Genomic DNA, 23,625 nt, shown 5'->3' with positions numbered 1-23,625 from the left:
TCTTACTTGTTTTTGGTCTATTTGTCTGACTAGTGCAAGCTGGTCGGATTTGTGGTAAAATAGATAGGATATGACAAAAGAATTTCATCATGTAACGGTCTTACTCCACGAAACGATTGATATGCTCGACGTAAAGCCTGACGGTATCTACGTTGATGCGACTTTAGGTGGAGCGGGCCATAGCGAATATTTATTAAGTAAATTAAGTGAAAAAGGCCATCTCTATGCCTTTGACCAGGACCAGAATGCCATTAACAATGCGCAAAAACGTTTGGCACCCTATATCGAAAAAGGGATGGTGACTTTTATAAAGGATAACTTCCGTCATTTACAGGCACGTTTGCGCGAAGCTGGTGTTCAGGAAATTGATGGAATTTGTTATGACTTGGGAGTGTCTAGTCCTCAATTGGACCAGCGTGAACGTGGTTTTTCTTATAAAAAGGATGCGCCACTGGACATGCGGATGAATCAGGAAGCTAGTCTGACAGCCTATGAAGTGGTGAACCACTATGACTATCATGACTTGGTTCGTATTTTCTTCAAGTATGGTGAGGATAAATTCTCTAAACAGATTGCGCGTAAGATTGAACAAGCGCGTGAAGTCAAGCCAATCGAGACAACGACTGAGTTGGCAGAGATTATCAAGTCGGCTAAGCCTGCTAAGGAGCTCAAGAAGAAGGGCCATCCTGCCAAGCAGATTTTCCAGGCTATTCGAATTGAAGTCAATGATGAACTGGGAGCGGCAGATGAATCTATCCAGCAGGCTATGGAGATGTTGGCTCTGGATGGTAGAATTTCAGTGATTACCTTTCATTCCTTGGAAGACCGCTTGACCAAGCAATTGTTCAAGGAAGCTTCAACGGTTGAAGTTCCCAAAGGTTTACCTTTCATCCCAGATGATCTCAAGCCCAAGATGGAATTAGTATCCCGTAAGCCAATCTTGCCAAGTGCAGAAGAATTAGAAGCCAATAACCGCTCGCACTCAGCCAAGTTGCGCGTGGCCAGAAAAATTCACAAGTAAGAGGAAAAAATGCTAGATAAGAAAGAAACAACCAGTCAATTCTTGCAGAATCGTATAAAAAAATTCTCACGTGTGGAGAAGGCTTTTTATCTTTCCATCGCTTTTACGGCTCTCGTTTTAGCAGTGAGCATTATCTTTATGCAGACACGACTCTTGCAAGTGCAAAGTGATTTAACAAAAATCAATGCGCAGATAGAGGAAAAGAAGACAGAGCTGGATGATGCTAAGCAGGAAGTGAATGAATTGATTCGTTCAGAGCGCTTGAAAGAGATTGCAGATAAAAAAGATTTGAAATTGAATAATGAAAATATCCGAACAGCGGAGTAAGATATGAAATGGACAGAAAAAATAACCCGATTTGCGATAAAAAATCGTAAATCTCCAGCAAAAAATCGTAGGATAGTTGGCAAGTACCTCAGCTTTGTAGCTGTTGCCCTTTTCGCCCTCTTTTTGGCCAATTTTGCTTATATTATCGCAAAAGGTAATATATTTGGTACTGACTTGGTAAAAGAAGCTAAAAAGGTTCACCAAACAACCCGAACAGTTCCTGCCAAACGCGGAACTATCTATGATCGAAATGGAGTGCCTATCGCTGAAGATGCGACCTCTTATAACGTCTATGCTGTTATTGATAAAAAATACAAGTCAGCAACGGGTAAAATTCTTTATGTAGAGGATTCGCAGTTTAATAAGGTAGCTGAAGTCTTCCATAAGTATTTGGATATGGATGAAGCTTATGTGAAAGAGCAACTGGCTCAACCAAATCTGACCCAAGTTTCCTTTGGAGCAAAAGGAAATGGGATTACATATGCCAATATGATGGCTATTAAAAAAGACTTGAAAGATGCTAGTGTGGAAGGGATTGACTTTACAACTAGCCCTAACAGAAGCTACCCAAATGGACAATTTGCTTCTAGTTTTATTGGTTTAGCCCAACTCCATGAAAATGAGGACGGCAGTAAGAGTTTATTAGGAACTTCTGGTCTGGAGAGTTCGTTAAATACCATTCTTGCTGGGACAGACGGTATTATTACCTATGAAAAAGACCGTGTAGGAAATATCGTACCAGGTACAGAACAGGTATCGCAACAGACTGTGGATGGCAAGGATGTTTATACAACATTGTCTAGCCCACTCCAATCTTTCATGGAAACTCAGATGGATACCTTTCTAGAAAAAGTAAAAGGTAAGTATATGACCGCGACCTTGGTCAGTGCAAAGACAGGTGAAATCCTCGCTACCACCCAACGACCGACATTTAATGCAGATACTAAAGAAGGAATCACTAAGGATTTTGTTTGGCGTGATATTCTTTATCAAAGTAATTATGAACCAGGATCAACCATGAAGGTCATGACGTTAGCTTCTTCTATTGACAACAATACCTTCCCAAGTGGAGAATATTTCAATAGTAGTGAATTAAAAATAGCGGATGCGACGATTCGAGATTGGGATGTTAATGGTGGTTTGACGACTGGTGGGATGATGACTTTCTTACAAGGTTTCGCTCACTCCAGTAATGTTGGAATGAGTCTACTTGAACAAAAAATGGGAGATGCTACTTGGTTGGATTATCTAAACCGCTTTAAGTTTGGGGTGCCGACGCGTTTTGGTCTGACTGATGAGTATTCAGGTCAATTGCCTGCAGATAATATTGTCGATATTGCCATGAGTGCATTTGGTCAGGGGATTTCTGTAACGCAGACCCAGATGCTACGTGCTTTTACAGCCATTGCCAACGATGGGGTTATGTTGGAGCCAAAATTTATCAGTGCTATTTATGATACTAACAATCAGTCTGTACGAAAGTCTCAAAAAGAGATTGTAGGAAAACCTGTATCTGAAGATGCAGCAAGCTTGACTCGTACTAACATGATATTAGTTGGGACGGACCCTCTATATGGAACTATGTATAATCACTACACAGGAAAGCCAATTATAACAGTTCCTGGACAAAATGTAGCAGTTAAATCCGGTACGGCTCAAATCGCTGATGAGAAAAATGGAGGATACTTGGTTGGTTCTACCAATTATATTTTCTCAGTTGTGACTATGAATCCTGCTGAAAATCCTGATTTTATCTTGTATGTAACGGTTCAACAGCCTGAGCATTATTCAGCTGCCCAGTTGGGAGAGTTTTCCAATCCAATCTTGGAGCGGGCTTCAGCGATGAAAGAATCTCTGAACCTTCAATCTCCAGCTAAGAATTTAGATCAAGTGACGACAGAATCTTCGTATGCAATGCCTAGCATCAAGGATATTTCACCTGGTGATTTGGCGGAAGCCTTACGTCGAAATATTGTGCAACCAATCGTTGTTGGTACTGGAACAAAGATTAAAGAGACTTCTGTAGAAGAAGGAAAAAATCTTGCACCAAACCAACAAGTTCTCCTTTTATCGGATAAGGTAGAAGAAATTCCAGATATGTATGGCTGGAAAAAAGAGATTGCTGAGGCCTTTGCTAAATGGTTGGATATTGAGCTGGAATTTGAAGGTTCAGGTTCTGTTGTTCAGAAGCAAGACGTTCGGACTAATACAGCTATTAAAAACATTAAAAAAATTAAATTAACTTTAGGAGACTAATATGTTTATTTCCATCAGTGCTGGAATTGTGACATTTTTACTAACTTTAGTAGGAATTCCGGCCTTTATCCAATTTTATAGAAAGGCGCAAATTACAGGCCAGCAGATGCATGAGGATGTTAAACAGCACCAGGCAAAAGCTGGGACTCCTACAATGGGAGGGCTTGTTTTCCTCATTGCTGCAGTTGTGGTGAGTTTCCTCGTCGCTCTGTTTTCAAAACAATTGACCAATAATGTTGGTATGATTTTGTTTATTTTGGTCTTGTATGGTTTGGTTGGTTTTTTAGATGACTTTCTCAAGGTCTTCCGTAAAATCAATGAGGGCCTTAATCCCAAACAGAAATTGGCTCTTCAGCTGCTAGGTGGCGTCATTTTCTACCTTTTCTATGAGCGCGGTGGCGATATGCTTTCAGTCTTTGGTTACCAAGTGCATCTAGGGATTTTCTATATTGTCTTCGCCCTTTTCTGGCTAGTTGGTTTTTCAAACGCAGTCAACTTGACAGACGGAATTGATGGTCTGGCTAGTATTTCAGTCGTGATTAGTTTGTCTGCATATGGAGTTATTGCCTATGTGCAAGGTCAGATGGATATTCTTCTGGTGATTCTAGCCATGATTGGTGGTTTGCTCGGCTTCTTCGTCTTTAACCATAAGCCTGCCAAGGTCTTTATGGGGGATGTGGGAAGTTTGGCTCTCGGTGGAATGCTGGCAGCTATCTCTATGGCACTCCACCAAGAATGGACTCTCCTGATTATCGGAATTGTTTATGTTTTTGAAACAACTTCGGTTATGATGCAAGTCGGTTATTTCAAAATGACAGGTGGTAAACGTATTTTCCGTATGACGCCTGTGCATCATCATTTTGAGCTTGGAGGATTGTCTGGTAAGGGAAGTCCTTGGAGCGAGTGGAAGGTCGACTTCTTCTTTTGGGGAGTGGGGCTTCTAGCAAGTCTTTTGACACTAGCCTTTTTATACCTACTGTAAAAAATAAATCAGGATGAAGCTTATCTTCATCCTGGTTTTTGTGTGGTTAAAAGTTAGTTGGATTCATCCTTCTTACTCTTAAGTAGAAAAGTTGCTGTTAGGACTAGACTCAATCCTGACAAGAATAGTAGTGGATTGGATGTTTCACCAGTAGCTGGAAGTTGTTCTTTAGGAGAATGATTTGCCGATTGAACAAGGTCTGGACTAGATGAAACTTGCTCAGAGCTATTGGCTAATGGTTTGATATCTGTTTCACTTGGTTTTTGCTCTGCAGTAGTTGATGCTCCATTAGCTTGATAAACAACTGCATAGGTGCTGAAATGGCTAGTCGTAAATTCTGCCATTCCCTCGCGAATAGTAAAATCGAGTGCTTGTAACTCTTTTGATGGAGTTAGGTAGTAGACATTTTCGACAGCTGAGGAAATAGGCAAGCGGACCAAGACAGTTCCTTTTGGTTGTAAACTATGATCTGTTGAATTTTTAAGGTGAAGATCGTAAGCATCATAGGTCTTACCAAATAGTTCTTGAGCTAATACACGTCTGCTAGAAATGTGAGAAATTTCCTCTAAGTCAGTCGCTCCTCCAATAATTTCAACTTTAGTCTTTTCATCCTTTAAGACACGAAGTTTATATTCAGGAACAGAAACAGTAGGCGGTTGTTCTTGTCCCGCTGTCCCGACAGGTTGAGTGTACTCAGGGATAGACACAGTAGGCGGTTGTTCTAGTCCTGCTGTGCCGATAGGTTTAGTGTACTCAGGAATATTTACTACAGGCGGTTGTTCCTGTCCAGCCGTTCCGATAGGTTGAGTGTATTCAGGGATAGACACAGTAGGCGGTTGTTCCTGTCCAGCCGTTCCGATAGGCTCAGTGTACTCAGGAATAGAAACGGTAGGTGGCTGTTCTTGTCCCGCTGTTCCGATAGGTTTAGTGTACTCAGGAATGTTTACTACAGGCGGTTGTTCCTGTCCGGCTGTACCTATAGGTTTAGTATATTCCGGATTATTTACTACAGGCGGTTGTTCCTGTCCAGCTGTACCGATAGGCTTAGTGTATTCAGGAATTTCTACAATAGGAGCAGGGTCATCTCCCTTGCTTGTAGTTGGCTGCTGATTCTCAACCTTCTTCTCATCCTTTTTGGTAAAGACAGCTACTACAGGACTGCTTGTTGTATTTCCCTGGATAGAATAAGCTTCTATCGCATTTCCAATTTTTCGATTGGTTTCGTCAGGGATAGGGATTTGTACCTGATTATCTTGGATTGATAAGACAGTCTGATCTCCAGTCGTAACTAGATGATTATCGTCTATCCTGCGTAAAACGAGTGGATCTTTGATGCCTGGGAAGGTCACAGCGATGGCTTCCCAATCTCCAGCTGGAAGAGTTAAAGAGATGTTTTTATCCCCTTCCTTAAGTGGTGCGATACTTGGACTATCCAAGCTTACAGCTGGAGCCTTAATCACATCAAATGAATCTAGAGAAATTTTCTTGCGTCCTGCTGGTGAATTTGGATCAACTTTCAAGGTCAAAATATGATTGCCATCGCTCAGATTAGTAAATTCTCCAATTAAGGTTGCCTTTTGGGTAGCGCCAGCAGTGTAGAAGTCTAGACTTGGCATTTCTTTGCCATCTAGTGTCACGAGAGCTTTTCCGAGAGCGGATGTTTTAAGTCCGTAAATTCGAATACCTGTTCCAGTAAATGGAATGGTTGCTTGAGCTTCTGAAGCGGTACTTGGGTCGGCGTTATTGATGTCCGCATATTTTTCTGTGCTCTTATATAATTCAGTATCGCTCCAATCTTTGAATTGAGATCCGTATTGAATGCGAGGGTCACGGTCATCCATTTTTTCAATGGTTGTTCCCTGTCCAGGTAAAACTTTAAAGTAGTCTAAGGAGATTTTGGAACGTTCACTGCCACGGTGTTTATGCTCTTGTTTTACAGTGATAGTCATCATATGAGCACCATCTGACAATCCTGTGAAGCGACCGATAAGGCTACCTTTTTCAGTTGCACCTGCAGTATAGAAGTCCAGTTCACCGACTGATTTACCATCGATTTTGACTTCAGCGATTCCCAATTGAGATGATTTGAGACCATAGATTTCAATGCCAACACCATTGAAAGGAATTGTTGCTGTCGCATCTTTATCTGTATAGTTACCTAGTGAAAGATCGGCAAACTTCTCTGTCCCTCCAAATAATTCTGAGTCTGCCCAGTTTCCAAATGCAGAACCGTATTGGATTCGGCTATCACGGTCATCCATCAACTGGTTATAGGTTTCGATATTGGCCTTTTCGGATACCTGTGTAGAAACATTACCCAGCATAGCCTTAACAGTATAAGTGTAGGCGAGTTGAGGGTCGAGCGAACGGTCGATAAAATGGGTTTGATTGGTTACAAATTCTCTGCTTGCAGAGGTTTGGCCAGATTCGTCTTTCACTTGTCTTTGGATGACATAGTGGGTAGCACCTTCTACCTGATTGAAAGTGAGTTCGGCGGTGACACCATTTTGTCGAACTGCTGTCAGACTGGTTACACGACCAGGGAAATGTTCAAAGGTAATGACATCACCTTTTTGTGTTGCCAGTTGAATGCGGCCATCTTTAAGAACAGTTGCTTTGACAGATTTACCATTAACCTTAACCTGACTGGCTTCGATATTTGGATAATCTACAACTAGGTCTCCACCGACATTTGACAGGAAGGACAAGCTTTGCAGGTTTTTATCTTTCCACTTCATGCTGACTTCAAAGTTACCACGGGCAACCAGACCAGAAACCTGACCGTCTTTCCAAGCATCTGGAAGGGCTGGCAATGGTGCAATGTAGCCAGTGTGTGATTGAAGAAGCATTTCTGCAATTCCACTGGTTGCTCCAAAGTTTCCATCGATTTGGAAAGGTGCGTGCGTATCCCAAAGGTTTTCTAGGGTTGAATATTTGAGCTGTTCAGCGAGCAAGCGATGGGCACGGTTACCGTCTAAGAGACGAGCCCAGAGGTTGATTTTATTGGCCTTAGACCAACCAGTACCACCATCTCCACGGTGGTTGAGGGTAGCACGCGCAGCTTCTAAATATTCAGCCTGGTCCTTGCTAAAGAGCGTACCTGGGAAGAGACCTACCAGATGGGAAACGTGGCGGTGGTTATTTTCAATGCCTTCATTAGTGAATTGTGGACTGTCTTCTTCGTACCATTCCTTGATGCGTCCCTCTTTGTTAATGTGAAGTGGTTTTAGTTTGTCAAATTTAGCCTTGACCTCTGTAACTAAGTCTTTGTCGACATTCAGATGGTTGGCGACTTCCATGTAGTCATGGAATAGCTGCCAGACTAGTGATTGGTCAAAGGTATTTCCAATGGTAATAGTACCGTGTTCTGGTGAGTAAGACGGAGAAGATACCCAACGGTCGCTGGCCTGATCATAGTGCAAGAAGGAATTCCAGAACTTAGCTGTTTCCTTGAGCATTGGATAAATCTTTTCTTTTAGATAACTTTCATCCTTGGTGAATTTATAGTAGTCATAGACATTCTGCATCATCCAGGCATTAGCTGCTGGCGACCAACCCCAATAGTAATTCCAACCAGGAGTAGTCCAGCCAAATGGTGTTGCTTGGGTGTGAACTAACCAACCATTTTCTTGTCCATCTTTTGATTCGATACCAGCGTATTCTTTAGCAGCGATACGGCCATAGTAACGCATATCATCAATGTAATTGATCATTGGCTTGGCTGTTTCAGCTAGATTGCTCATGTAGGCTGGCCAATAGTTCATTTGCAAATTGACATTGAGGTGGTAGTCAGCGTTCCAAGGTGGATTGTCTACGGCATTCCAGACTCCTTGTAGGTTGGCAGGAAGGGCATCTGTCCGATCACGAGATGAACTGATCAATAAATAACGTCCGTATTGGAAGAAGAGTTCTTCCAGTTTTTGCCCTTTGCTAGGGTTGTAGGTCTGAAGGGCCTCTTTTGTCGTTTGAGCAGCATTGCTTCCACCTAGGTTTAGTTTGACGCGGTTAAAGAGGCTTTGATAGTCTTTGATATGGTTCTTTTTAAGTGTCTCATAGTCTTTGCCCCTAGCTGCTTCTACAATGCCTTTAACTGTTTTTTCGAGGTCAATGTCTTTGCGATAGTTTGTTTTTGGATTCTGAGCAAAGTTAGTCTTGGCACTGAGTAAAAGCGTAGCGTAGCTAGCTCCTGTGATTGTTAAACTATCCTCATGGACAGTAACTTTTCCGTCCGTTTTAATTCCTAGATAGGATGCGAACTGGAGGCCATTATCTTTGACTGTACCTTTTAGTAGGATACCATTTGGGTCTGTCGTAACATGGCCACTCTTGTAGTTAGAATATTCCGCTGAGTAGTCTCCGTTAGCAAGCAAGTCTTCTGTCAAGCTATTCCAAACTGTAAAATCAAGTTTTTTGTCCCCTTTTTGGGTCAAGTGAGTCACGGTGACATCATCAGGGTAACTTGAGAAGGTTTCGCGTTTGAAGGTCGTTCCATCTTGGGTGTAAGAAGTTGTAGTAGTGGCTTCTGTGATATCCAAACCACGGTGATAGTCTGTAACTGTATCCAGCCCCTTTTTCTGGTTATTGAAGACCATGAAGATATCACCAAAGGCTAGATAACGTCCATACTGGGCGTTGTTTGGTCCAACTAGATTTTGTTCAGCTAATCGTTTGGCTTTTTGGCGATCTCCGTCTTCAAGAGCCTTACGAATTTCTGCTAAAATTTTATACCGTTCCTGATAGTTTCCTCCATTATAGTCGGTACTGTCGGGACGCGGTCCACCTGACCAAAGAGTTTTTTCGTTGTATTGGATTCTCTCCTCGCCGATGAGACCAAAAACCTTAGCACCCATTTCACCATTCCCAACTGGGAGTGCTTGTTTTTCCCAGCCATCATAGGAAGGAGCTGTTGGTCGATCATAGTTTAGCTGATAGTTGCTTTGTTCTGTCACAGGTAGTTCTTGTTTTTCGGTTTCCTTATTTTCATTAGGTTTTACAATAGCCTCAGTACTGGCTTGATTAGTTGTAGCAGAAGTAACATCAGCCTCAGCGGGTTTACTTTCAGAAGAACTATTATTAGCTAGAACTGGTTTTGTATGATCAATTGGCACGTTTGGCTGTGTATGCTCAGTTGATTCACTTGCTTTCGTTACAGTGTCTAACTTAGAGCTAGTTTTCTCTAGTGTAGGCTCATTTTGCTTTACTTCAATAGTATCAGCAGAGACGGTATGACTAGCTAGAAAAACTGCTCCAAGCAAAACAGAGGCTGTGCCAACTGTTAGCTTCCGAATACTGTAGCGACAGGATTTCTCCCTCCAAATTTTTTCCATAGAAACCTCCTTCATTGATTAAAAGCGCTTTCATTTTTATGAGACGGACTTTTGTTTCTATATTGTATTGTTAATCTGATTTTACCAGCTAATGAAGTGTTGTCAAGGGGATTTAAGGAGGATATATATTTGATATTGTTTTGTATTAAAAAAGTGTATTTTTTATATTCTTTCTAGTTTTGACTAGAACAATAAGCCAACTTTATTACAGCCTACCCATCCCTGAAAGCGTAAAACAAACTAGTCAGGGTGGCTAGTTTATGGTATAATGAAAGAGACTCAAAAAGAAACAGGAGAAATATGATGGATTTACTATTAGCAATTGTATTGATTGTACTGGCTTTTCTAGGAGGAGCTCTTGGAGGAATGTACTTGGTTCGTAAGCAAATTGAAAAAGAATTTGCTGACAACCCACGTTTGAATGCTGAAGCAGTTCGTACTCTTTTGAGTGCAAATGGTCAAAAACCAAGCGAAGCCAAGGTACAACAAGTTTACCACCAAATCATCCGCCAACAAAAGGCAGCCCTTGCTAACAATAAAAAGAAAAAATAAATAAGGAAAAGTCTGGGATGAAAGTTCCAGACTTCTCACTATGTTGGTTATGGTTTAGGGATGAGACTTTTTCCTTGCATTCTATTGATATTTGATTATGATTAAGAGAGATAGTTGTTGATTAGGCTGTCATTCAGTTCATAAGGATCAATAATCATAATGAACTATCAATCAGAAAAAAGACTAGAAAGAAGACTGTATGGATAATCGACCAATTGGTTTTTTGGATTCGGGTGTCGGGGGCTTGACCGTTGTGCGCGAGCTCATGCGCCAGCTTCCCCATGAAGAAATCGTCTATATTGGAGATTCGGCGCGGGCGCCCTATGGTCCCCGTCCTGCTGAGCAAATTCGTGAATATACTTGGCAGTTGGTCAACTTTCTCTTGACCAAGGATGTCAAGATGATTGTCATTGCATGTAACACTGCGACTGCAGTCGTCTGGGAAGAAATCAAGGCTCAACTAGACATTCCTGTTCTAGGTGTGATTTTGCCAGGAGCTTCGGCAGCTATCAAGTCCAGTCAAGGTGGAAAAATCGGAGTCATTGGAACGCCTATGACGGTCCAATCTGACATTTATCGTCAGAAAATTAACGATCTGGATCCGGACTTACAGGTGGAGAGTTTGGCCTGTCCCAAGTTTGCTCCCTTGGTGGAGTCTGGTGCCCTGTCAACCAGTGTTACCAAGAAAGTGGTCTATGAAACCTTGCGTCCCTTGGTTGGAAAGGTGGATAGCCTGATTTTGGGTTGCACCCATTATCCACTCCTCAGACCTATTATTCAAAATGTCATGGGGCCCAAGGTTCAGCTCATCGATAGTGGAGCAGAGTGCGTACGGGATATCTCAGTCTTACTCAATTATTTTGAAATCAATCGTGGTCGCGATGCTGGACCACTCCATCACCGTTTTTACACAACAGCCAGCAGCCAAAGTTTTGCACAAATTGGTGAAGAATGGCTGGAAAAAGAGATTCATGTGGAGCATGTAGAATTATGACAAATAAAATTTATGAATACAAGGATGACCAGGACTGGTATGTCGGCTCATATAGTATTTTTGGTGGCGTCCAGACGTTGACTGATGAAGACTTGGATTTCCCTCTGGTTGGATTGGCCAAAATCTTTCGAGACGAGGAACGAGGTTTCCCGATTTCAGTTACTGTTTTACGCTATGGTTCTCTCTACCGTTTATTGTCTTTTGTGGTAGATATCCTCAACCAAGAAATGGGACGAAATGTGGAAGTTATTCAACGTCAGGGGGCCCTGCTCTTGGTTGAAAATGGGCAACTCCTGCATGTAGAATTGCCTAAAGAAGGGGTCAATGTTCATGATTTCTTTGAGACAAGCAAGGTCAGAGAAACCTTATTGATTGCGACTCGAAACGAAGGCAAGACCAAGGAATTCCGAGCTATCTTTGACAAGCTAGGCTACGATGTGGAAAATCTTAATGACTATCCTGACCTGCCTGAAGTAGCAGAAACAGGCATGACCTTCGAAGAAAATGCCCGTCTCAAGGCAGAAACCATTTCTCAATTAACGGGCAAGATGGTTTTGGCAGATGATTCTGGACTTAAAGTCGATGTCCTTGGTGGCTTGCCAGGTGTCTGGTCAGCTCGTTTCGCAGGTGTGGGAGCTACTGACCGTGAAAACAATGCTAAACTTTTGCACGAGTTGGCCATGGTCTTTGAACTCAAGGACCGCTCGGCTCAATTCCATACAACCCTAGTCGTAGCCAGCCCAAACAAGGAAAGTTTGGTTGTTGAAGCTGACTGGCCTGGCTACATTAACTTTGAACCTAAGGGTGAAAATGGCTTTGGCTATGACCCTCTCTTCCTTGTAGGAGAGACAGGTAAGTCCTCAGCTGAATTAACCCTTGAAGAAAAAAATAGTCAATCTCACCGTGCCTTAGCCGTTAAGAAACTTTTGGAGGTATTTCCATCATGGCAAAGCAAACCATCATTGTAATGAGCGATTCTCATGGCGATAGCTTGATTGTGGAAGAAATCCGTGATCGCTATGTGGGCAAAGTTGATGCCGTTTTTCATAATGGCGATTCTGAACTGCGTCCCGATTCTCCCCTTTGGGAGGGCATCCGCGTTGTCAAAGGGAATATGGACTTCTATGCAGGTTACCCAGAACGTTTGGTGACTGAGCTTGGTTCGACCAAGATTATCCAAACCCATGGTCACTTGTTTGACATCAATTTCAATTTTCAAAAGTTGGACTACTGGGCTCAGGAGGAAGAGGCCGATATCTGCCTCTATGGTCACTTGCATGTGCCAAATGCTTGGATGGAAGGCAAGACCCTCTTTCTAAATCCAGGTTCTATCAGTCAACCACGTGGGACCGTCAGAGAATGTCTCTATGCTCGTGTGGAGATTGATGATAGTTACTTTAAAGTCGACTTTTTGACACGAGACCATGAGGTGTATCCGGGCTTGTCCAAGGAGTTTAGCCGATGATTGCCAAGGAGTTTGAGACTTTCTTGTTGGGGCAAGAGGAAACATTTTTGACTCCTGCTGAAAATCTGGCTGTGTTAATTAATACCCATAATGCAGATCACGCAACCCTCTTGCTTAGTCAGATGACTTATACCCGTGTTCCTGTTGTGACAGATGAAAAACAGTTTGTTGGAACTATTGGGCTCAGAGATATTATGGCTTATCAGATGGAGCATGACCTGAGCCAAGAAATCATGGCGGATACGGATATTGTTCATATGACCAAAAAGGATGTAGCGGTTGTTTCGCCTGATTTTACCATTACGGAGGTCTTGCACAAGTTGGTAGATGAGTCCTTCTTGCCGGTTGTGGATGCGTCAGGGATTTTCCAAGGGATCATCACGCGCAAGTCTATCCTAAAGGCAGTGAATGCTCTCTTGCATGACTTTAGTAAGGAATATGTGATTCGATGCAAATGAGAGATAGGGTTTCAGACTTTTTAGAGGAAAAGCAGGGCTTGTCTGCTAATTCCAAGCAGTCTTATAGGTATGATTTGGAACAATTTTTAGATATTGTCGGCGAGAGGGTTTCTGAAACTAGTCTCAAGATTTACCAAGCCCAGCTAGCCAATCTAAAAATCAGCGCCCAGAAACGAAAACTTTCGGCCTGTAATCAATTTCTCTACTTTCTCTATCAAAAAGGAGAGGTGGACAGCTTTTATCGTTTGGAATTAGCTAAACAAGCTGAGAAGAAGACGGAAAAGCCAGAAATTCTAGACCTAGCCTCTTTTTGGCAGGAAAGCGACTATCCAGAGGGCCGCTTGCTAGCGCTCTTAATCCTAGAAATGGGCCTCTTGCCGAGTGAGGTTTTAGCTCTCAAGGTTGCGGATATCAATCTAGATTTTCAAGTGTTGAGAATCCAGAAGGCTTCCCAACAGAGGATTGTCACCATTCCCACGAGCTTGCTTTCAGAGCTAGAACCCTTGATGGGCCAGACCTATCTTTTTGAAAGGACAGGGAAAGCCTATTCTCGTCAGTGGGCCTTCCGTCAGCTAGAAGCTTTTGTCAAGGAGAAAGGTTTTCCAGCACTATCAGCCCAAGCCTTGCGGGAACAGTTCATTTTAAGACAAATTGAAAACAAGGTCGATTTGTACGAAATTGCAAAAAAATTAGGATTAAAAACAGTTCTGACCTTAGAAAAATATAGATAATGGATATTAAATTAAAAGATTTTGAAGGGCCGCTGGATCTTCTTTTGCACCTGGTTTCCAAGTACCAGATGGATATCTACGATGTGCCCATCACAGAAGTCATCGAACAGTATCTAGCCTATGTCTCAACCCTGCAGGCTATGCGTCTAGAAGTGACGGGTGAGTATATGGTTATGGCCAGTCAGCTTATGCTGATTAAGAGTCGCAAGCTATTGCCAAAGGTAGCAGAAGTGACCGACTTGGAGGACGATCTAGAGCAGGATCTTCTCTCTCAAATCGAAGAATACCGCAAGTTTAAGCTCTTGGGGGAACACCTAGAAGCCAAGCACCAAGAACGAGCTCAGCACTATTCCAAAGCGCCGACAGAGTTGATTTACGAAGATGCGGAGCTTGTTCATGACAAGACGACCATTGACCTCTTTTTGGCTTTTTCAAATATCCTAGCCAAGAAAAAAGAGGAGTTTGCACAGAATCACACGACTATCTTGCGGGATGAGTATAAGATTGAGGACATGATGGTTATCGTGAAAGAGTCCTTGACTGGACGAGACCAGTTGCGCTTGCAGGATTTGTTTAAGGAAGCCCAGAATGTCCAAGAGGTCATCACCCTCTTTTTGGCAACCCTAGAGTTAATCAAAACCCAGGAGCTGATCCTCGTGCAAGAGGAAAGTTTCGGAGATATTTATCTCATGGAAAAGAAGGAAGAAAGTCAAGTGGCCCAAAGCTAGACTTGATAGAGAGGAAAGATGAGTACTTTAGCAAAAATAGAAGCGCTCTTGTTTGTAGCGGGTGAAGATGGGATTAGAGTCCGCCAGTTAGCCGAACTCCTCTCTCTGCCACCGACAGGCATCCAACAGAGTTTAGAAAAATTATCTCAGAAGTATGAAAAGGACCCAGATTCCAGTTTGGATCTGATTGAGACTGGTGGTGCTTATAGATTGGTGACCAAGCCTCAGTTTTCAGAGATCTTGAAGGAATACTCTAAGGCACCTATCAACCAGAGTTTATCTCGGGCTGCCCTTGAGACCTTGTCCATCATTGCCTATAAGCAGCCCATCACACGGATAGAAATTGATGCCATCCGTGGGGTCAACTCGAGTGGGGCCTTGGCAAAGTTGCAGGCCTTTGACTTGATACGAGAAGACGGGAAAAAAGAAGTGTTGGGGCGCCCCAACCTCTATGTGACTACGGATTATTTCCTAGATTACATGGGAATTAACCATTTAGAAGAATTACCAGTGATTGATGAGCTTGAGATTCAAGCCCAAGAAAGCCAATTATTTGGTGAAAGGATAGAAGAAGATGAGAATCAATAAGTATATTGCCCACGCAGGTGTGGCCAGTAGGAGAAAAGCAGAAGAGCTGATTAAGCAAGGTTTGGTGACGGTTAACGGCCAGGTGGTACGTGAACTAGCAACCACTATCAAGTCAGGCGACAAGGTCGAAGTTGAAGGTCAACCTATCTACAACGAAGAAAAGGTCTATTATCTACTTAACAAACCACGCGGTGTCATTTCCAGTGTGACAGATGACAAGGGCCGCAAGACGGTTGTCGACCTCTTGCCCAACGTGAAGGAGCGTATCTACCCTGTAGGTCGTTTGGACTGGGATACATCAGGTGTCTTGATTTTGACAAATGATGGGGATTTTACGGATGAGATGATTCACCCACGTAATGAGATTGACAAGGTCTATGTCGCGCGTGTTAAAGGTATTGCCAATAAGGAAAATCTTCGTCCCTTGACTCGTGGAGTGGAGATTGAGGGCAAGAAAACTAAGCCAGCTGTCTATGAGATTCTCAAAGTGGATCCAGTTAAAAATCGCTCAGTAGTGCAGTTGACTATCCATGAAGGGCGTAACCACCAGGTTAAAAAGATGTTTGAAGCTGTCGGTCTTCAAGTGGACAAGTTGTCACGGACCCGTTTTGGACACCTAGACTTGACAGGACTCCGTCCAGGAGAATCCCGCCGTCTTAACAAAAAAGAAATCAGCAAACTACACACCATGGCTGTAACCAAGAAATAATGAAACGAATTTTAATAGCGCCTGTACGCTTTTACCAACGTTTTATCTCACCAGCCTTTCCACCTTCTTGTCGTTTTGAGCCGACTTGTTCCAACTACATGATTCAGGCTATTGAAAAACATGGCTTCAAGGGTGTCTTGATGGGCTTAGCTCGGATTTTACGTTGCCATCCCTGGTCGAAAACAGGTAAGGACCCCGTCCCAGACCACTTTTCACTCAAACGGAATCAAGAAGAAAAATGAGGCTGGGTAAAAATATTTTAGTGAAATGATAAAAACGCATCCTATCAGGTTTGAGTGAGCTTGACAGGATGCGTTTTATCATGTAAAGATGTTAGTTAAGTTTGAAGCAACTTATTTCAAGGCTTTTTGTGCGTCTTCAATCATGAGTTTGGTTGATTCAAGTCCGCCTCCACTTAGATACCAGAGGTCTGGTGTTAGTTGGATAATCTTACCATTTTTAGCGGCAGGTGTTTCAGCGATAAGGGCATTTTCTAGGACGCCATCGTTGCTTGAGTTGTCACCACCGATGGCAAGGGTACGGTTGATAACAAAGAGGATATCAGGATTGATTTCTTTGACACTTTCAAAGCTGACTTCTTGTCCGTGGCGAGAATCTTCAAATTGAGTATCAGTTGGCTTGAATTTCAAGGTTTGATACAAGAAAGAGAAACGAGATTGGGCACCAAAGGCAGCCATTTTTCCTTCGTTGAGGAGGATAGCAAGGGCTTTTTTGTCAGAGTTTTCATTTTTAGTAGCGACTTCTTGGATGCTCTTGTCTAGCTTGGCCAATTCTTCCTTGGCTTTCTGTGTACCAGTTTCACCAAAGGCGCTTGCTAAGGATTCGATATTAGCCTTGGTAGAAGTCCAGTAGTCGTCCTTGCTTGCTTGGAAGAGAACGGTTGGGGCGATTTCTTTGAATTTATCTACAAATTTTTGGGTACGTGGTGAAGCGATAATCAAATCTGGTTCAAGAGCAGCAATGGCTTCTAGGTCTGGCTCAACCATAGAACCAACATTGTTAACTTTTCCAGCTAGGTCTTTTAGGTAAGTCGGAACAGTTTTTGTAGGCATTCCGACGATATTCTTTTCAAAACCTAAAGCGCGAATAGTATCCGCAGCACCGAGGTCAAAGGTAACAATTTTTTCAGGAACTTTTGAAAGTTTGACTTCGTCCAGTGAGCTTTTAATGGTCACTTCTGTTGGAGTAGAGCTGCTTGTTTCCGACTTACTAGTGTTTAAGTTTGTGTTTGTACTACATGCACCAAGTAGGAGCAAGAAGCTGGCCACTAGGGCAGTGAAATAAAGTTTAAGGGATGTTTTCATGATTTCTCCTTTTTAAAATGTGATAACGATTTAGGGAGTCTCTAGATTTTATTGACTAAGAGACTGAAGGTTCTCTAACTTGAGCTTCTATGTTACTAGCTATAGATACAGATCTTTTTGCCATTGATATCAGCCAGCGTGATGGGAATCTCATAGAGTTGACTGAGGAGGTCAGCCTGCATGATTTGAGTAGTCGTTCCCTTGCTAAAGACTTGACCGTCCTTGAAGGCGACAATTTCATCCGCATACTGGCTGGCCATGTTGATATCGTGGAGGACGATGATAATGGTCTTGCCGAGTTCATCCACCAGTCGCTTGAGAATCTGCATCATGCTGACGCTTTGCTTGATATCGAGATTGTTGAGTGGTTCGTCCAGCAAGATAAAGTCTGTATCCTGGGCCAGTACCATAGCGATAAAGACCCGCTGGAGCTGGCCTCCAGACAGGCTATCGATGTAGCGGTCTTTTAAGTTGGTCAGTTCCAGATAGGTCAGGGTTTCTCGGATTTTTTCCCAATCTTCTGGACTCAGTCGACCTCGGCTGTAGGGAAAACGTCCAAAACTGACCAGTTCTTCAACCGTCAATTTGGCTTGGTAATTGATTTTCTGCTTTAGGATAGTCAGTTCTTGAGCCAGTTCTTGTGAATTCCAACTCTCGATTTCACGGCCTTTGATACTGAGAATTCCCTGATCTTTCTTGGTCAGTCTGCTCATGATGGAGAGGAGAGTCGATTTTCCAGCACCATTTGGACCAATAAAGGATGTCAGTTTCTGAGGACTGACTTCAAGCGAAATGCCTTGCAAAATATCCTGTTTTTGAATGGATTTGTCAATGTTTTCCAGTTTCACTGACGCGCCCTCCTGTATAGTAAGATAAAGAATAAGAGACCCCCTACACTCTCGATGACCATACTGATGCGAATTTCCAGCGCAAAAACTCGTTCAATCAGGGCTTGCCCCAAGGTCAAACTAATAAATCCAACCAGAATGGCTACGATAAAGAGTAACTTGTGCCGATAGTCTTTGACAATCAGGTAGGTGAGGTTGGCCAGCATAAAGCCGAAGAAGGCCATAGGCCCTACCAAGGCAGTGGCCGTTGAAGTTAAAAGCACGATACCCCAGAGGATTTCTTTCTGTTCTTTTTCAACATCGAGTCCCAATATCTGAGCCGTTTCTCTTTGTAGGTGCAAGACATCCAGAATGACTGCTTTTCGAAAGAAAAAGATTGTCAAAGCAAGGATAATCAGAGAACCGATGGCTAGGATGGAAGTGTTGAGATGTTGAAAGGAAGCAAAGAGACTGTTCTGCAGTTTATCGTATTCATTTGGATCCATCAAGACCTGAAGGAAGGTACTGATATTTCTAAAGAGACTTCCGAGGGCTAGACAGATTAGCAGGATGAAGACCAGGTCTTGTTTCATCAGTGTCTTCAAGTAGCCTTGTAAGGCAAGAAAGAAGAGGGATTGAAGCAGCAGCAAAACTAGGAATTCTAAGATAGGAGACTTCTCAAGCTGTAAAAACTTGCTTTCAAAAACCAGTAGCAGAGTTTGCAGTAGGACATAGAAGGATTCGATTCCTAAAATACTAGGTGTCAGGAAGCGATTTTCTGTCAAAGTTTGAAAACTAATGGTCGAAATCCCAGTCGCGATGGCTACCAAGAGATAAACGATGATCTTTTGGGAACGCAACTTCCAAGCAAAGGCAGACAAGTGAGTGATGGGCCAGAAGTAGAGGAGACAAGCTCCGACGGCCAGAATAATGAGAAGCCAGAAGAGCTTGGTATGTTTGCTTTTAGACTGCATCTCTTCGTCCCCCTCTCCAGAGAAGTAGGATAAAGACGAGGCTACCGATGATTCCTAGCAAGAGACTGACAGACAGCTCATAGGGCCGAATCAGAACTCGGGATAGGATATCACAGACCAGAACTAGATTGGCACCTACCAGTGCGACCATGAGTTTGGTTTGTCTTAGATTATCTCCATAGTGCTTGCGAACAAGATTGGGAACGATGACTCCAAGAAATGGTAAGCCGCCCACGGTAATCATGGTGACACTTGTCGTTAGCGCCACCAGAAAGAGAGCTAGTTTTTCAAGTAGGGAGTAGGAAATCCCCAAACTCTCACTGGTTTCTTTTCCTAGATTCATGATGGTAAAGGTTTGGGATAATTTCCAAACGGCTATCAGGATAATAAGGCCTAAGAAGAGCCACTCATACTGATGGGTCTGAATCATGGAGAAGGAGCCCTGGGTCCAAGCTGTCATACTCTGAACCAGATTGAAACGATAGGCGATAACTTCTGTCACAGAACCGATAATTCCACTATAGATGATCCCAATCAGAGGCAACATCCACCTTTCCTTTATAGTAAAAATAGTCATAAAGGCTAGGAAGAAGAGGGTGAATACGATGGATGAAACAAAGGCGAAGAGCATCTTTTGTGTCAGACTAGCCGACGGAAAGACAAAGAGGCTCAATACCATTCCTAGTTTGGCAGCTTCAGTGGTTCCAACTGTACTCGGTGCAGCAAACTGATTTTGAGTGATAGTCTGCATGAGAAGTCCTGCCATACTCATACTAGAGGCCGCGAGGAGAATACTGATGGTTCTTGGAAGACGGGACTCTTGAAAGAGAAGCCAGGTCTGCTGGTCGAAAGCAAAGAGCTTTCCCCATGAAAAATCACTGGTCCCAATGCTAATAGAGAGAAAGACTAGGAGTAGAAGTAAGCCAATTAAATAATGAGAAAGTTTCATACCCCGTCCTTTCATGTGGATTTGGTACCGAAAGATACCTGCGGATATTACTGTAACACGATTTCTTTAATCTGTCAATAAATTTTCTGACAATTTAATGTAAAAAGAAAGAAAAATTCCTGAAAGGACATCGGGCTCTCTTTTTTAGTAGGAAAACTGAGTAAAAAACTATCCACCTTCTCGCTATCCTTCTCCTATAAAAAGTGGTAAAATGGATGAAAGAAAGAAGGAACTGAAATGACAACATTATTTTCAAAAATCAAAGAAGTAACAGAACTTGCTGCTATCTCAGGTCATGAAGCGCCTGTCCGTGCCTATCTTCGTGAAAAGTTGACACCGCATGTGGATGAAGTGGTGACAGATGGCTTGGGTGGTATTTTCGGGATTAAACATTCAGAAGCTGCGAATGCACCGCGTGTCTTGGTCGCTTCTCATATGGATGAAGTTGGTTTTATGGTCAGCGAAATTAAGCCAGATGGTACCTTCCGTGTTGTAGAAATCGGCGGTTGGAACCCAATGGTTGTCAGCAGCCAACGTTTCAAACTTCTGACTCGTGATGGTCGTGAAATTCCTGTGATTTCAGGTTCTGTCCCTCCACATTTGACTCGTGGTAAGGGTGGACCAACCATGCCAGCCATTGCAGATATCGTCTTTGATGGTGGTTTTGCGGATAAGGCTGAGGCAGAAAGCTTTGGCATCCGTCCTGGTGACACCATCGTACCAGATAGTTCTGCAATCTTAACAGCCAATGAAAAAAATATTATCTCAAAAGCTTGGGACAACCGCTACGGTGTTCTTATGGTTAGTGAATTGGCAGAAGCTCTGTCAGGTCAAAAACTCGGAAATGAACTCTATCTTGGCTCTAATGTCCAAGAAGAGGTTGGTCTGCGTGGTGCTCATACTTCCACAACCAAGTTTGACCCAGAAGTCTTCCTCGCAGTTGACTGCTCACCTGCTGGTGATGTTTATGGCGGTCAAGGCAAGATTGGAGATGGAACCTTGATTCGTTTCTACGACCCAGGTCACTTGCTTCTTCCAGGTATGAAGGATTTCCTTTTGACAACGGCTGAAGAAGCTGGTATCAAGTACCAATACTACTGTGGTAAAGGCGGAACAGACGCTGGCGCAGCTCATCTGAAAAATGGTGGTGTCCCATCTACAACAATCGGTGTTTGCGCTCGTTATATCCATTCTCACCAAACCCTCTATGCAATGGATGACTTCCTAGAAGCTCAAGCCTTCTTACAAGCCTTGGTGAAAAAATTGGATCGTTCAACAGTTGACTTGATTAAAAATTATTAAACTTAAGGAGGTGGTAGGGATGGTAGAACCAAACCTAGAAAGCCTTATAAAAGATCTTTACAATCATGCTCGAAATGATTTGAGTGAAGATTTAGTTGCTGCTCTCCTAGAGACTGCTAAAAAACTGCCTACTACAAATGAGCAATTGCTGGCAGTTCGTCTCTCAGGCCTGGTCAATCGTGAATTGCTCCTAAATCCCAAACATCCAGCACCTGAGTTGCTCAACTTGGCTCGCTTTATCAAAAGAGAAGAAGCCAAGTACAGGGGAACTGCAGCTTCTGCGATTATGTATGGGGAGCTCTTTAAAATGCTTTGATTCCATTGTGAATCAAAGCATTTTTCTATATGTTAGAAAAGCAATTCTTGGTTAGGAAAAGAAAAAAGCCATCCTATCTAGGATAGCTTCTTGGATCTTAGATTTGTTCAGCGATGACCTTTTCAGCAAGGTTCATGGCGTGGTCAGATACACGAGTATAGTGGGAAATGATGTCGATAAAGTTGACCCCAGCTTGTGTTGAACACTCGCCCTTGTTGAGGCGTTTGATGTGGGTCTTTCTGAGAACACGTTCCATATTGTTGATTTCTTTATGGCGTTCAATCAGACTTTGAGCTTTTTCGATATCATTGTTTTCTACACTATCAAGGGCATCCTTGATAAAGCCGGTGGTTTTTTGATAGATATCAGCCAGTTCTTGCAAAGCAGCTTCAGAGAACTCAACATTTTTACGTTGAAGATAGTCAGTCAGGTTGAGAAGAGCTTCTGCGTGGTCCCCAATCCGTTCCAAATCGCGGGATGAATCCAGGATGTTGGTCAGCACTTCACTTTCTTTCTGGCTAAGGGCCTCACTTGAAAGAGTAATAAGGTAACGAGTCAATTTTTCATCAATGGTATTGATGGCTTCTTCTGTCTTGTGTCCTTTTTCAGCAACCTTTTCATTAAGGTCAATGATGTAGTTGTATGAAAGGTCAAAGGCTTTAGAAGCATAATTTCCCAAGTGAAGGAGTTCTTTCTTCGCATTTCCGAGAGCGATTGATGGAGCTTGTTTAATCAAATGCTCATCAAGGTAAAGCGGCTCGTACTTGACAACTTCATCTTCACCAGGGATGAGCTTGGTGACAAAGTAGGCCAAGGCTCCGATGAAGGGAAATTGTACAATAGTGTTACTTACGTTAAAGGCACCGTGAGAGAAGGCGATGGTCATCTCAGGTGAGAGGTGAAGGAGTGCCTGGAAGTACTCAATCATAGACGTAAATGGACCTAATAAGATTAAGCAAAGAATAGTTCCCAAAACGTTAAAGGTAACGTGGGTTGCAGCAACGCGTTTTGCAGAGATATTGGCTCCAGCTGCCGCGATGATAACTGTTAGGGTTGTCCCGATATTATCCCCGAAGAGAACCGGTAGCGAACCTTTAAGGTCAAGGAATCCACCTGCATAGAGACCTTGCAAAATCCCGATTGTCGCAGAAGAAGCTTGGATGAGAACGGTAATCACTGCACCGGCAAAAACTCCCAACACAGGATTTTGTCCCAAGGTTACCATGTATTCCTTAAATTGTGGTAAATCTTTAAGAGGGCTCATACCGGCACTGATGAGGTTTAGAGCATAGAAGATTCCTCCTACACCAAACAGGATGCGTCCGATATTGTTTGCTGTTCTATTTTTGGTAAAGAAGAGGAACATGGTTCCAAGGAAAATCAGGGGTAAAGCATATTCGCCAAGCTTGAAACCGATGATAAAGGAAGTAACGGTGGTTCCGATGTTGGCTCCCATGATAATTCCGATAGCCTGTCTAAGAGTGAGAAGACTAGCGCTGACCAGTCCAACCGTGATAACTGTAACCCCTGTACTTGACTGAATCAGGGCAGTCACGACAATTCCTACTAGAACACCTAAAAAGGGATTGCTAGTGTACTTGTCAATGTAAAAACGAAGGCGATCTCCAGCAGCTTGTTGCAAACCGTCTCCCATGGTCTTAATACTATATAAGAATAGTCCTAGACCACCTAAAAAGTGAAATAAAATTTCCTGCCAATTAATGGACATTTCTTTTTCCTCCGAAAAATAATAACGGAATTTCTCCTATTCTATTTTAAAGGATAAAAGTAAAT

22 protein-coding genes are annotated in these 23,625 nt (G+C 42.9%); 16 read left to right on the top strand and 6 right to left on the bottom strand.

Features of this window, described 5'->3' with window-relative positions; translation table 11 throughout:
• The first annotated feature begins 70 nt into the window (after positions 1-70).
• The 4 genes from rsmH to mraY are packed head-to-tail and all read left to right on the top strand — an operon-like array spanning position 71 to position 4,586.
• On the top strand, positions 71-1,021 hold the full coding sequence (gene rsmH / locus D7D53_RS07290; RefSeq protein WP_049500347.1) for a 16S rRNA (cytosine(1402)-N(4))-methyltransferase RsmH: 951 nt from the start codon (positions 71-73) through the stop codon (positions 1,019-1,021).
• 9 nt (positions 1,022-1,030) lie between these two features.
• On the top strand, positions 1,031-1,348 hold the full coding sequence (gene ftsL / locus D7D53_RS07285) for a cell division protein FtsL (RefSeq protein WP_120770586.1): 318 nt from the start codon (positions 1,031-1,033) through the stop codon (positions 1,346-1,348).
• A 3-nt stretch (positions 1,349-1,351) separates the two neighbouring features.
• Entirely contained in the window at positions 1,352-3,604 is a 2,253-nt protein-coding gene (gene pbp2x, locus D7D53_RS07280; RefSeq protein ID WP_120770585.1) for a penicillin-binding protein PBP2X, read from the top strand.
• A gap of 1 nt (position 3,605) precedes the next feature.
• Positions 3,606-4,586 carry a phospho-N-acetylmuramoyl-pentapeptide-transferase gene (gene mraY, locus D7D53_RS07275; RefSeq protein ID WP_120770584.1) on the top strand — a complete coding sequence of 327 codons (981 nt, stop codon included), beginning with the start codon at positions 3,606-3,608 and terminating at the stop codon, positions 4,584-4,586.
• 53 nt (positions 4,587-4,639) lie between these two features.
• Here the strand turns inward: mraY and D7D53_RS07270 are convergent, their stop codons facing one another.
• Positions 4,640-9,913 carry an SIALI-17 repeat-containing surface protein gene (locus D7D53_RS07270; protein ID WP_120770583.1) on the bottom strand — a complete coding sequence of 1,758 codons (5,274 nt, stop codon included), beginning with the start codon at positions 9,911-9,913 and terminating at the stop codon, positions 4,640-4,642.
• 303 nt (positions 9,914-10,216) lie between these two features.
• Between D7D53_RS07270 and D7D53_RS07265 the strand changes: the two genes are divergently transcribed.
• The 10 genes from D7D53_RS07265 (at position 10,217) to yidD (ending at position 16,380) form a co-directional block, all read left to right on the top strand.
• On the top strand, positions 10,217-10,465 hold the full coding sequence (locus D7D53_RS07265; RefSeq protein ID WP_000364990.1) for a YneF family protein: 249 nt from the start codon (positions 10,217-10,219) through the stop codon (positions 10,463-10,465).
• 199 nt (positions 10,466-10,664) lie between these two features.
• Positions 10,665-11,459 carry a glutamate racemase gene (racE, locus tag D7D53_RS07260; protein ID WP_033684754.1) on the top strand — a complete coding sequence of 265 codons (795 nt, stop codon included), beginning with the start codon at positions 10,665-10,667 and terminating at the stop codon, positions 11,457-11,459.
• Entirely contained in the window at positions 11,456-12,427 is a 972-nt protein-coding gene (locus D7D53_RS07255; protein ID WP_120770582.1) for a nucleoside-triphosphate diphosphatase, read from the top strand. Before racE ends, D7D53_RS07255 begins: the two co-directional genes overlap by 4 nt.
• Positions 12,403-12,924: a metallophosphoesterase gene (locus tag D7D53_RS07250; protein ID WP_061864530.1), complete on the top strand. Its 522-nt coding sequence runs from the start codon at positions 12,403-12,405 to the stop codon at positions 12,922-12,924. Before D7D53_RS07255 ends, D7D53_RS07250 begins: the two co-directional genes overlap by 25 nt.
• Positions 12,921-13,382, top strand: coding sequence for a cyclic-di-AMP-binding protein CbpB (cbpB, locus tag D7D53_RS07245; RefSeq protein WP_120770581.1), 462 nt, complete (start codon positions 12,921-12,923; stop codon positions 13,380-13,382). Before D7D53_RS07250 ends, cbpB begins: the two co-directional genes overlap by 4 nt.
• On the top strand, positions 13,379-14,113 hold the full coding sequence (xerD, locus tag D7D53_RS07240) for a site-specific tyrosine recombinase XerD (protein ID WP_281268598.1): 735 nt from the start codon (positions 13,379-13,381) through the stop codon (positions 14,111-14,113). The genes cbpB and xerD overlap by 4 nt, the downstream gene beginning before the upstream one ends.
• Entirely contained in the window at positions 14,113-14,841 is a 729-nt protein-coding gene (locus tag D7D53_RS07235; protein WP_049551789.1) for a segregation/condensation protein A, read from the top strand. The genes xerD and D7D53_RS07235 overlap by 1 nt, the downstream gene beginning before the upstream one ends.
• Before the next feature lie 18 nt (positions 14,842-14,859).
• Positions 14,860-15,429: an SMC-Scp complex subunit ScpB gene (gene scpB, locus D7D53_RS07230; protein WP_120770579.1), complete on the top strand. Its 570-nt coding sequence runs from the start codon at positions 14,860-14,862 to the stop codon at positions 15,427-15,429.
• Positions 15,416-16,138 carry a pseudouridine synthase gene (locus D7D53_RS07225; protein ID WP_120770578.1) on the top strand — a complete coding sequence of 241 codons (723 nt, stop codon included), beginning with the start codon at positions 15,416-15,418 and terminating at the stop codon, positions 16,136-16,138. The genes scpB and D7D53_RS07225 overlap by 14 nt, the downstream gene beginning before the upstream one ends.
• Positions 16,138-16,380 (top strand): membrane protein insertion efficiency factor YidD, encoded by a 243-nt coding sequence (gene yidD / locus D7D53_RS07220; protein WP_000821624.1) that lies wholly within the window; start codon positions 16,138-16,140, stop codon positions 16,378-16,380. The genes D7D53_RS07225 and yidD overlap by 1 nt, the downstream gene beginning before the upstream one ends.
• Positions 16,381-16,491: 111 nt before the next feature.
• Here yidD and D7D53_RS07215 read toward each other — a convergent pair whose 3' ends face one another.
• The 4 genes from D7D53_RS07215 to D7D53_RS07200 form a co-directional block, all read right to left on the bottom strand.
• A complete protein-coding gene (locus tag D7D53_RS07215; RefSeq protein ID WP_120770577.1) occupies positions 16,492-17,463 on the bottom strand; it encodes a siderophore ABC transporter substrate-binding protein in 972 nt (323 codons plus the stop codon).
• Between the two features lie 95 nt (positions 17,464-17,558).
• Positions 17,559-18,311: an iron ABC transporter ATP-binding protein gene (locus D7D53_RS07210; RefSeq protein ID WP_120770576.1), complete on the bottom strand. Its 753-nt coding sequence runs from the start codon at positions 18,309-18,311 to the stop codon at positions 17,559-17,561.
• Positions 18,308-19,264 carry an iron chelate uptake ABC transporter family permease subunit gene (locus D7D53_RS07205; protein WP_120770575.1) on the bottom strand — a complete coding sequence of 319 codons (957 nt, stop codon included), beginning with the start codon at positions 19,262-19,264 and terminating at the stop codon, positions 18,308-18,310. Before D7D53_RS07205 ends, D7D53_RS07210 begins: the two co-directional genes overlap by 4 nt.
• Positions 19,254-20,213 carry an ABC transporter permease gene (locus D7D53_RS07200; protein WP_162927888.1) on the bottom strand — a complete coding sequence of 320 codons (960 nt, stop codon included), beginning with the start codon at positions 20,211-20,213 and terminating at the stop codon, positions 19,254-19,256. Before D7D53_RS07200 ends, D7D53_RS07205 begins: the two co-directional genes overlap by 11 nt.
• A gap of 237 nt (positions 20,214-20,450) precedes the next feature.
• Here D7D53_RS07200 and pepA point away from each other — a divergent pair, with 237 nt between their 5' ends.
• A complete protein-coding gene (gene pepA / locus D7D53_RS07195; protein ID WP_120770573.1) occupies positions 20,451-21,515 on the top strand; it encodes a glutamyl aminopeptidase in 1,065 nt (354 codons plus the stop codon).
• A 19-nt stretch (positions 21,516-21,534) separates the two neighbouring features.
• Entirely contained in the window at positions 21,535-21,831 is a 297-nt protein-coding gene (locus D7D53_RS07190; RefSeq protein ID WP_120770572.1) for a bacteriocin immunity family protein, read from the top strand.
• Between the two features lie 97 nt (positions 21,832-21,928).
• Here the strand turns inward: D7D53_RS07190 and D7D53_RS07185 are convergent, their stop codons facing one another.
• Positions 21,929-23,560: a Na/Pi cotransporter family protein gene (locus D7D53_RS07185; RefSeq protein WP_120770571.1), complete on the bottom strand. Its 1,632-nt coding sequence runs from the start codon at positions 23,558-23,560 to the stop codon at positions 21,929-21,931.
• Positions 23,561-23,625: the final 65 nt, after the last annotated feature.

The organism is Streptococcus gwangjuense (assembly GCF_003627155.1).
Classification (GTDB): Bacteria; Bacillota; Bacilli; order Lactobacillales; family Streptococcaceae; genus Streptococcus; species Streptococcus gwangjuensis.
The sequence above is the reverse complement of the archived record's forward strand: the minus strand, read 5'-3'. Positions and strand labels throughout refer to the sequence as shown.

Coding starts and splice junctions, on each gene's coding strand:
- D7D53_RS07215 (WP_120770577.1), bottom strand. CDS start 17,463: ATGAAAACATCCCTTAAACTTTATTTCACTGCCCTAGTGGCCAGCTTC.
- D7D53_RS07225 (WP_120770578.1), top strand. CDS start 15,416: ATGAGAATCAATAAGTATATTGCCCACGCAGGTGTGGCCAGTAGGAGA.
- D7D53_RS07200 (WP_162927888.1), bottom strand. CDS start 20,213: ATGAAACTTTCTCATTATTTAATTGGCTTACTTCTACTCCTAGTCTTT.
- cbpB (WP_120770581.1), top strand. CDS start 12,921: ATGATTGCCAAGGAGTTTGAGACTTTCTTGTTGGGGCAAGAGGAAACA.
- xerD (WP_281268598.1), top strand. CDS start 13,379: ATGAGAGATAGGGTTTCAGACTTTTTAGAGGAAAAGCAGGGCTTGTCT.
- D7D53_RS07185 (WP_120770571.1), bottom strand. CDS start 23,560: ATGTCCATTAATTGGCAGGAAATTTTATTTCACTTTTTAGGTGGTCTA.
- pbp2x (WP_120770585.1), top strand. CDS start 1,352: ATGAAATGGACAGAAAAAATAACCCGATTTGCGATAAAAAATCGTAAA.
- D7D53_RS07250 (WP_061864530.1), top strand. CDS start 12,403: ATGGCAAAGCAAACCATCATTGTAATGAGCGATTCTCATGGCGATAGC.
- rsmH (WP_049500347.1), top strand. CDS start 71: ATGACAAAAGAATTTCATCATGTAACGGTCTTACTCCACGAAACGATT.
- D7D53_RS07255 (WP_120770582.1), top strand. CDS start 11,456: ATGACAAATAAAATTTATGAATACAAGGATGACCAGGACTGGTATGTC.
- pepA (WP_120770573.1), top strand. CDS start 20,451: ATGACAACATTATTTTCAAAAATCAAAGAAGTAACAGAACTTGCTGCT.
- D7D53_RS07265 (WP_000364990.1), top strand. CDS start 10,217: ATGGATTTACTATTAGCAATTGTATTGATTGTACTGGCTTTTCTAGGA.
- ftsL (WP_120770586.1), top strand. CDS start 1,031: ATGCTAGATAAGAAAGAAACAACCAGTCAATTCTTGCAGAATCGTATA.
- D7D53_RS07190 (WP_120770572.1), top strand. CDS start 21,535: ATGGTAGAACCAAACCTAGAAAGCCTTATAAAAGATCTTTACAATCAT.
- D7D53_RS07235 (WP_049551789.1), top strand. CDS start 14,113: ATGGATATTAAATTAAAAGATTTTGAAGGGCCGCTGGATCTTCTTTTG.
- mraY (WP_120770584.1), top strand. CDS start 3,606: ATGTTTATTTCCATCAGTGCTGGAATTGTGACATTTTTACTAACTTTA.
- scpB (WP_120770579.1), top strand. CDS start 14,860: ATGAGTACTTTAGCAAAAATAGAAGCGCTCTTGTTTGTAGCGGGTGAA.
- D7D53_RS07205 (WP_120770575.1), bottom strand. CDS start 19,264: ATGCAGTCTAAAAGCAAACATACCAAGCTCTTCTGGCTTCTCATTATT.
- racE (WP_033684754.1), top strand. CDS start 10,665: ATGGATAATCGACCAATTGGTTTTTTGGATTCGGGTGTCGGGGGCTTG.
- D7D53_RS07270 (WP_120770583.1), bottom strand. CDS start 9,913: ATGGAAAAAATTTGGAGGGAGAAATCCTGTCGCTACAGTATTCGGAAG.
- yidD (WP_000821624.1), top strand. CDS start 16,138: ATGAAACGAATTTTAATAGCGCCTGTACGCTTTTACCAACGTTTTATC.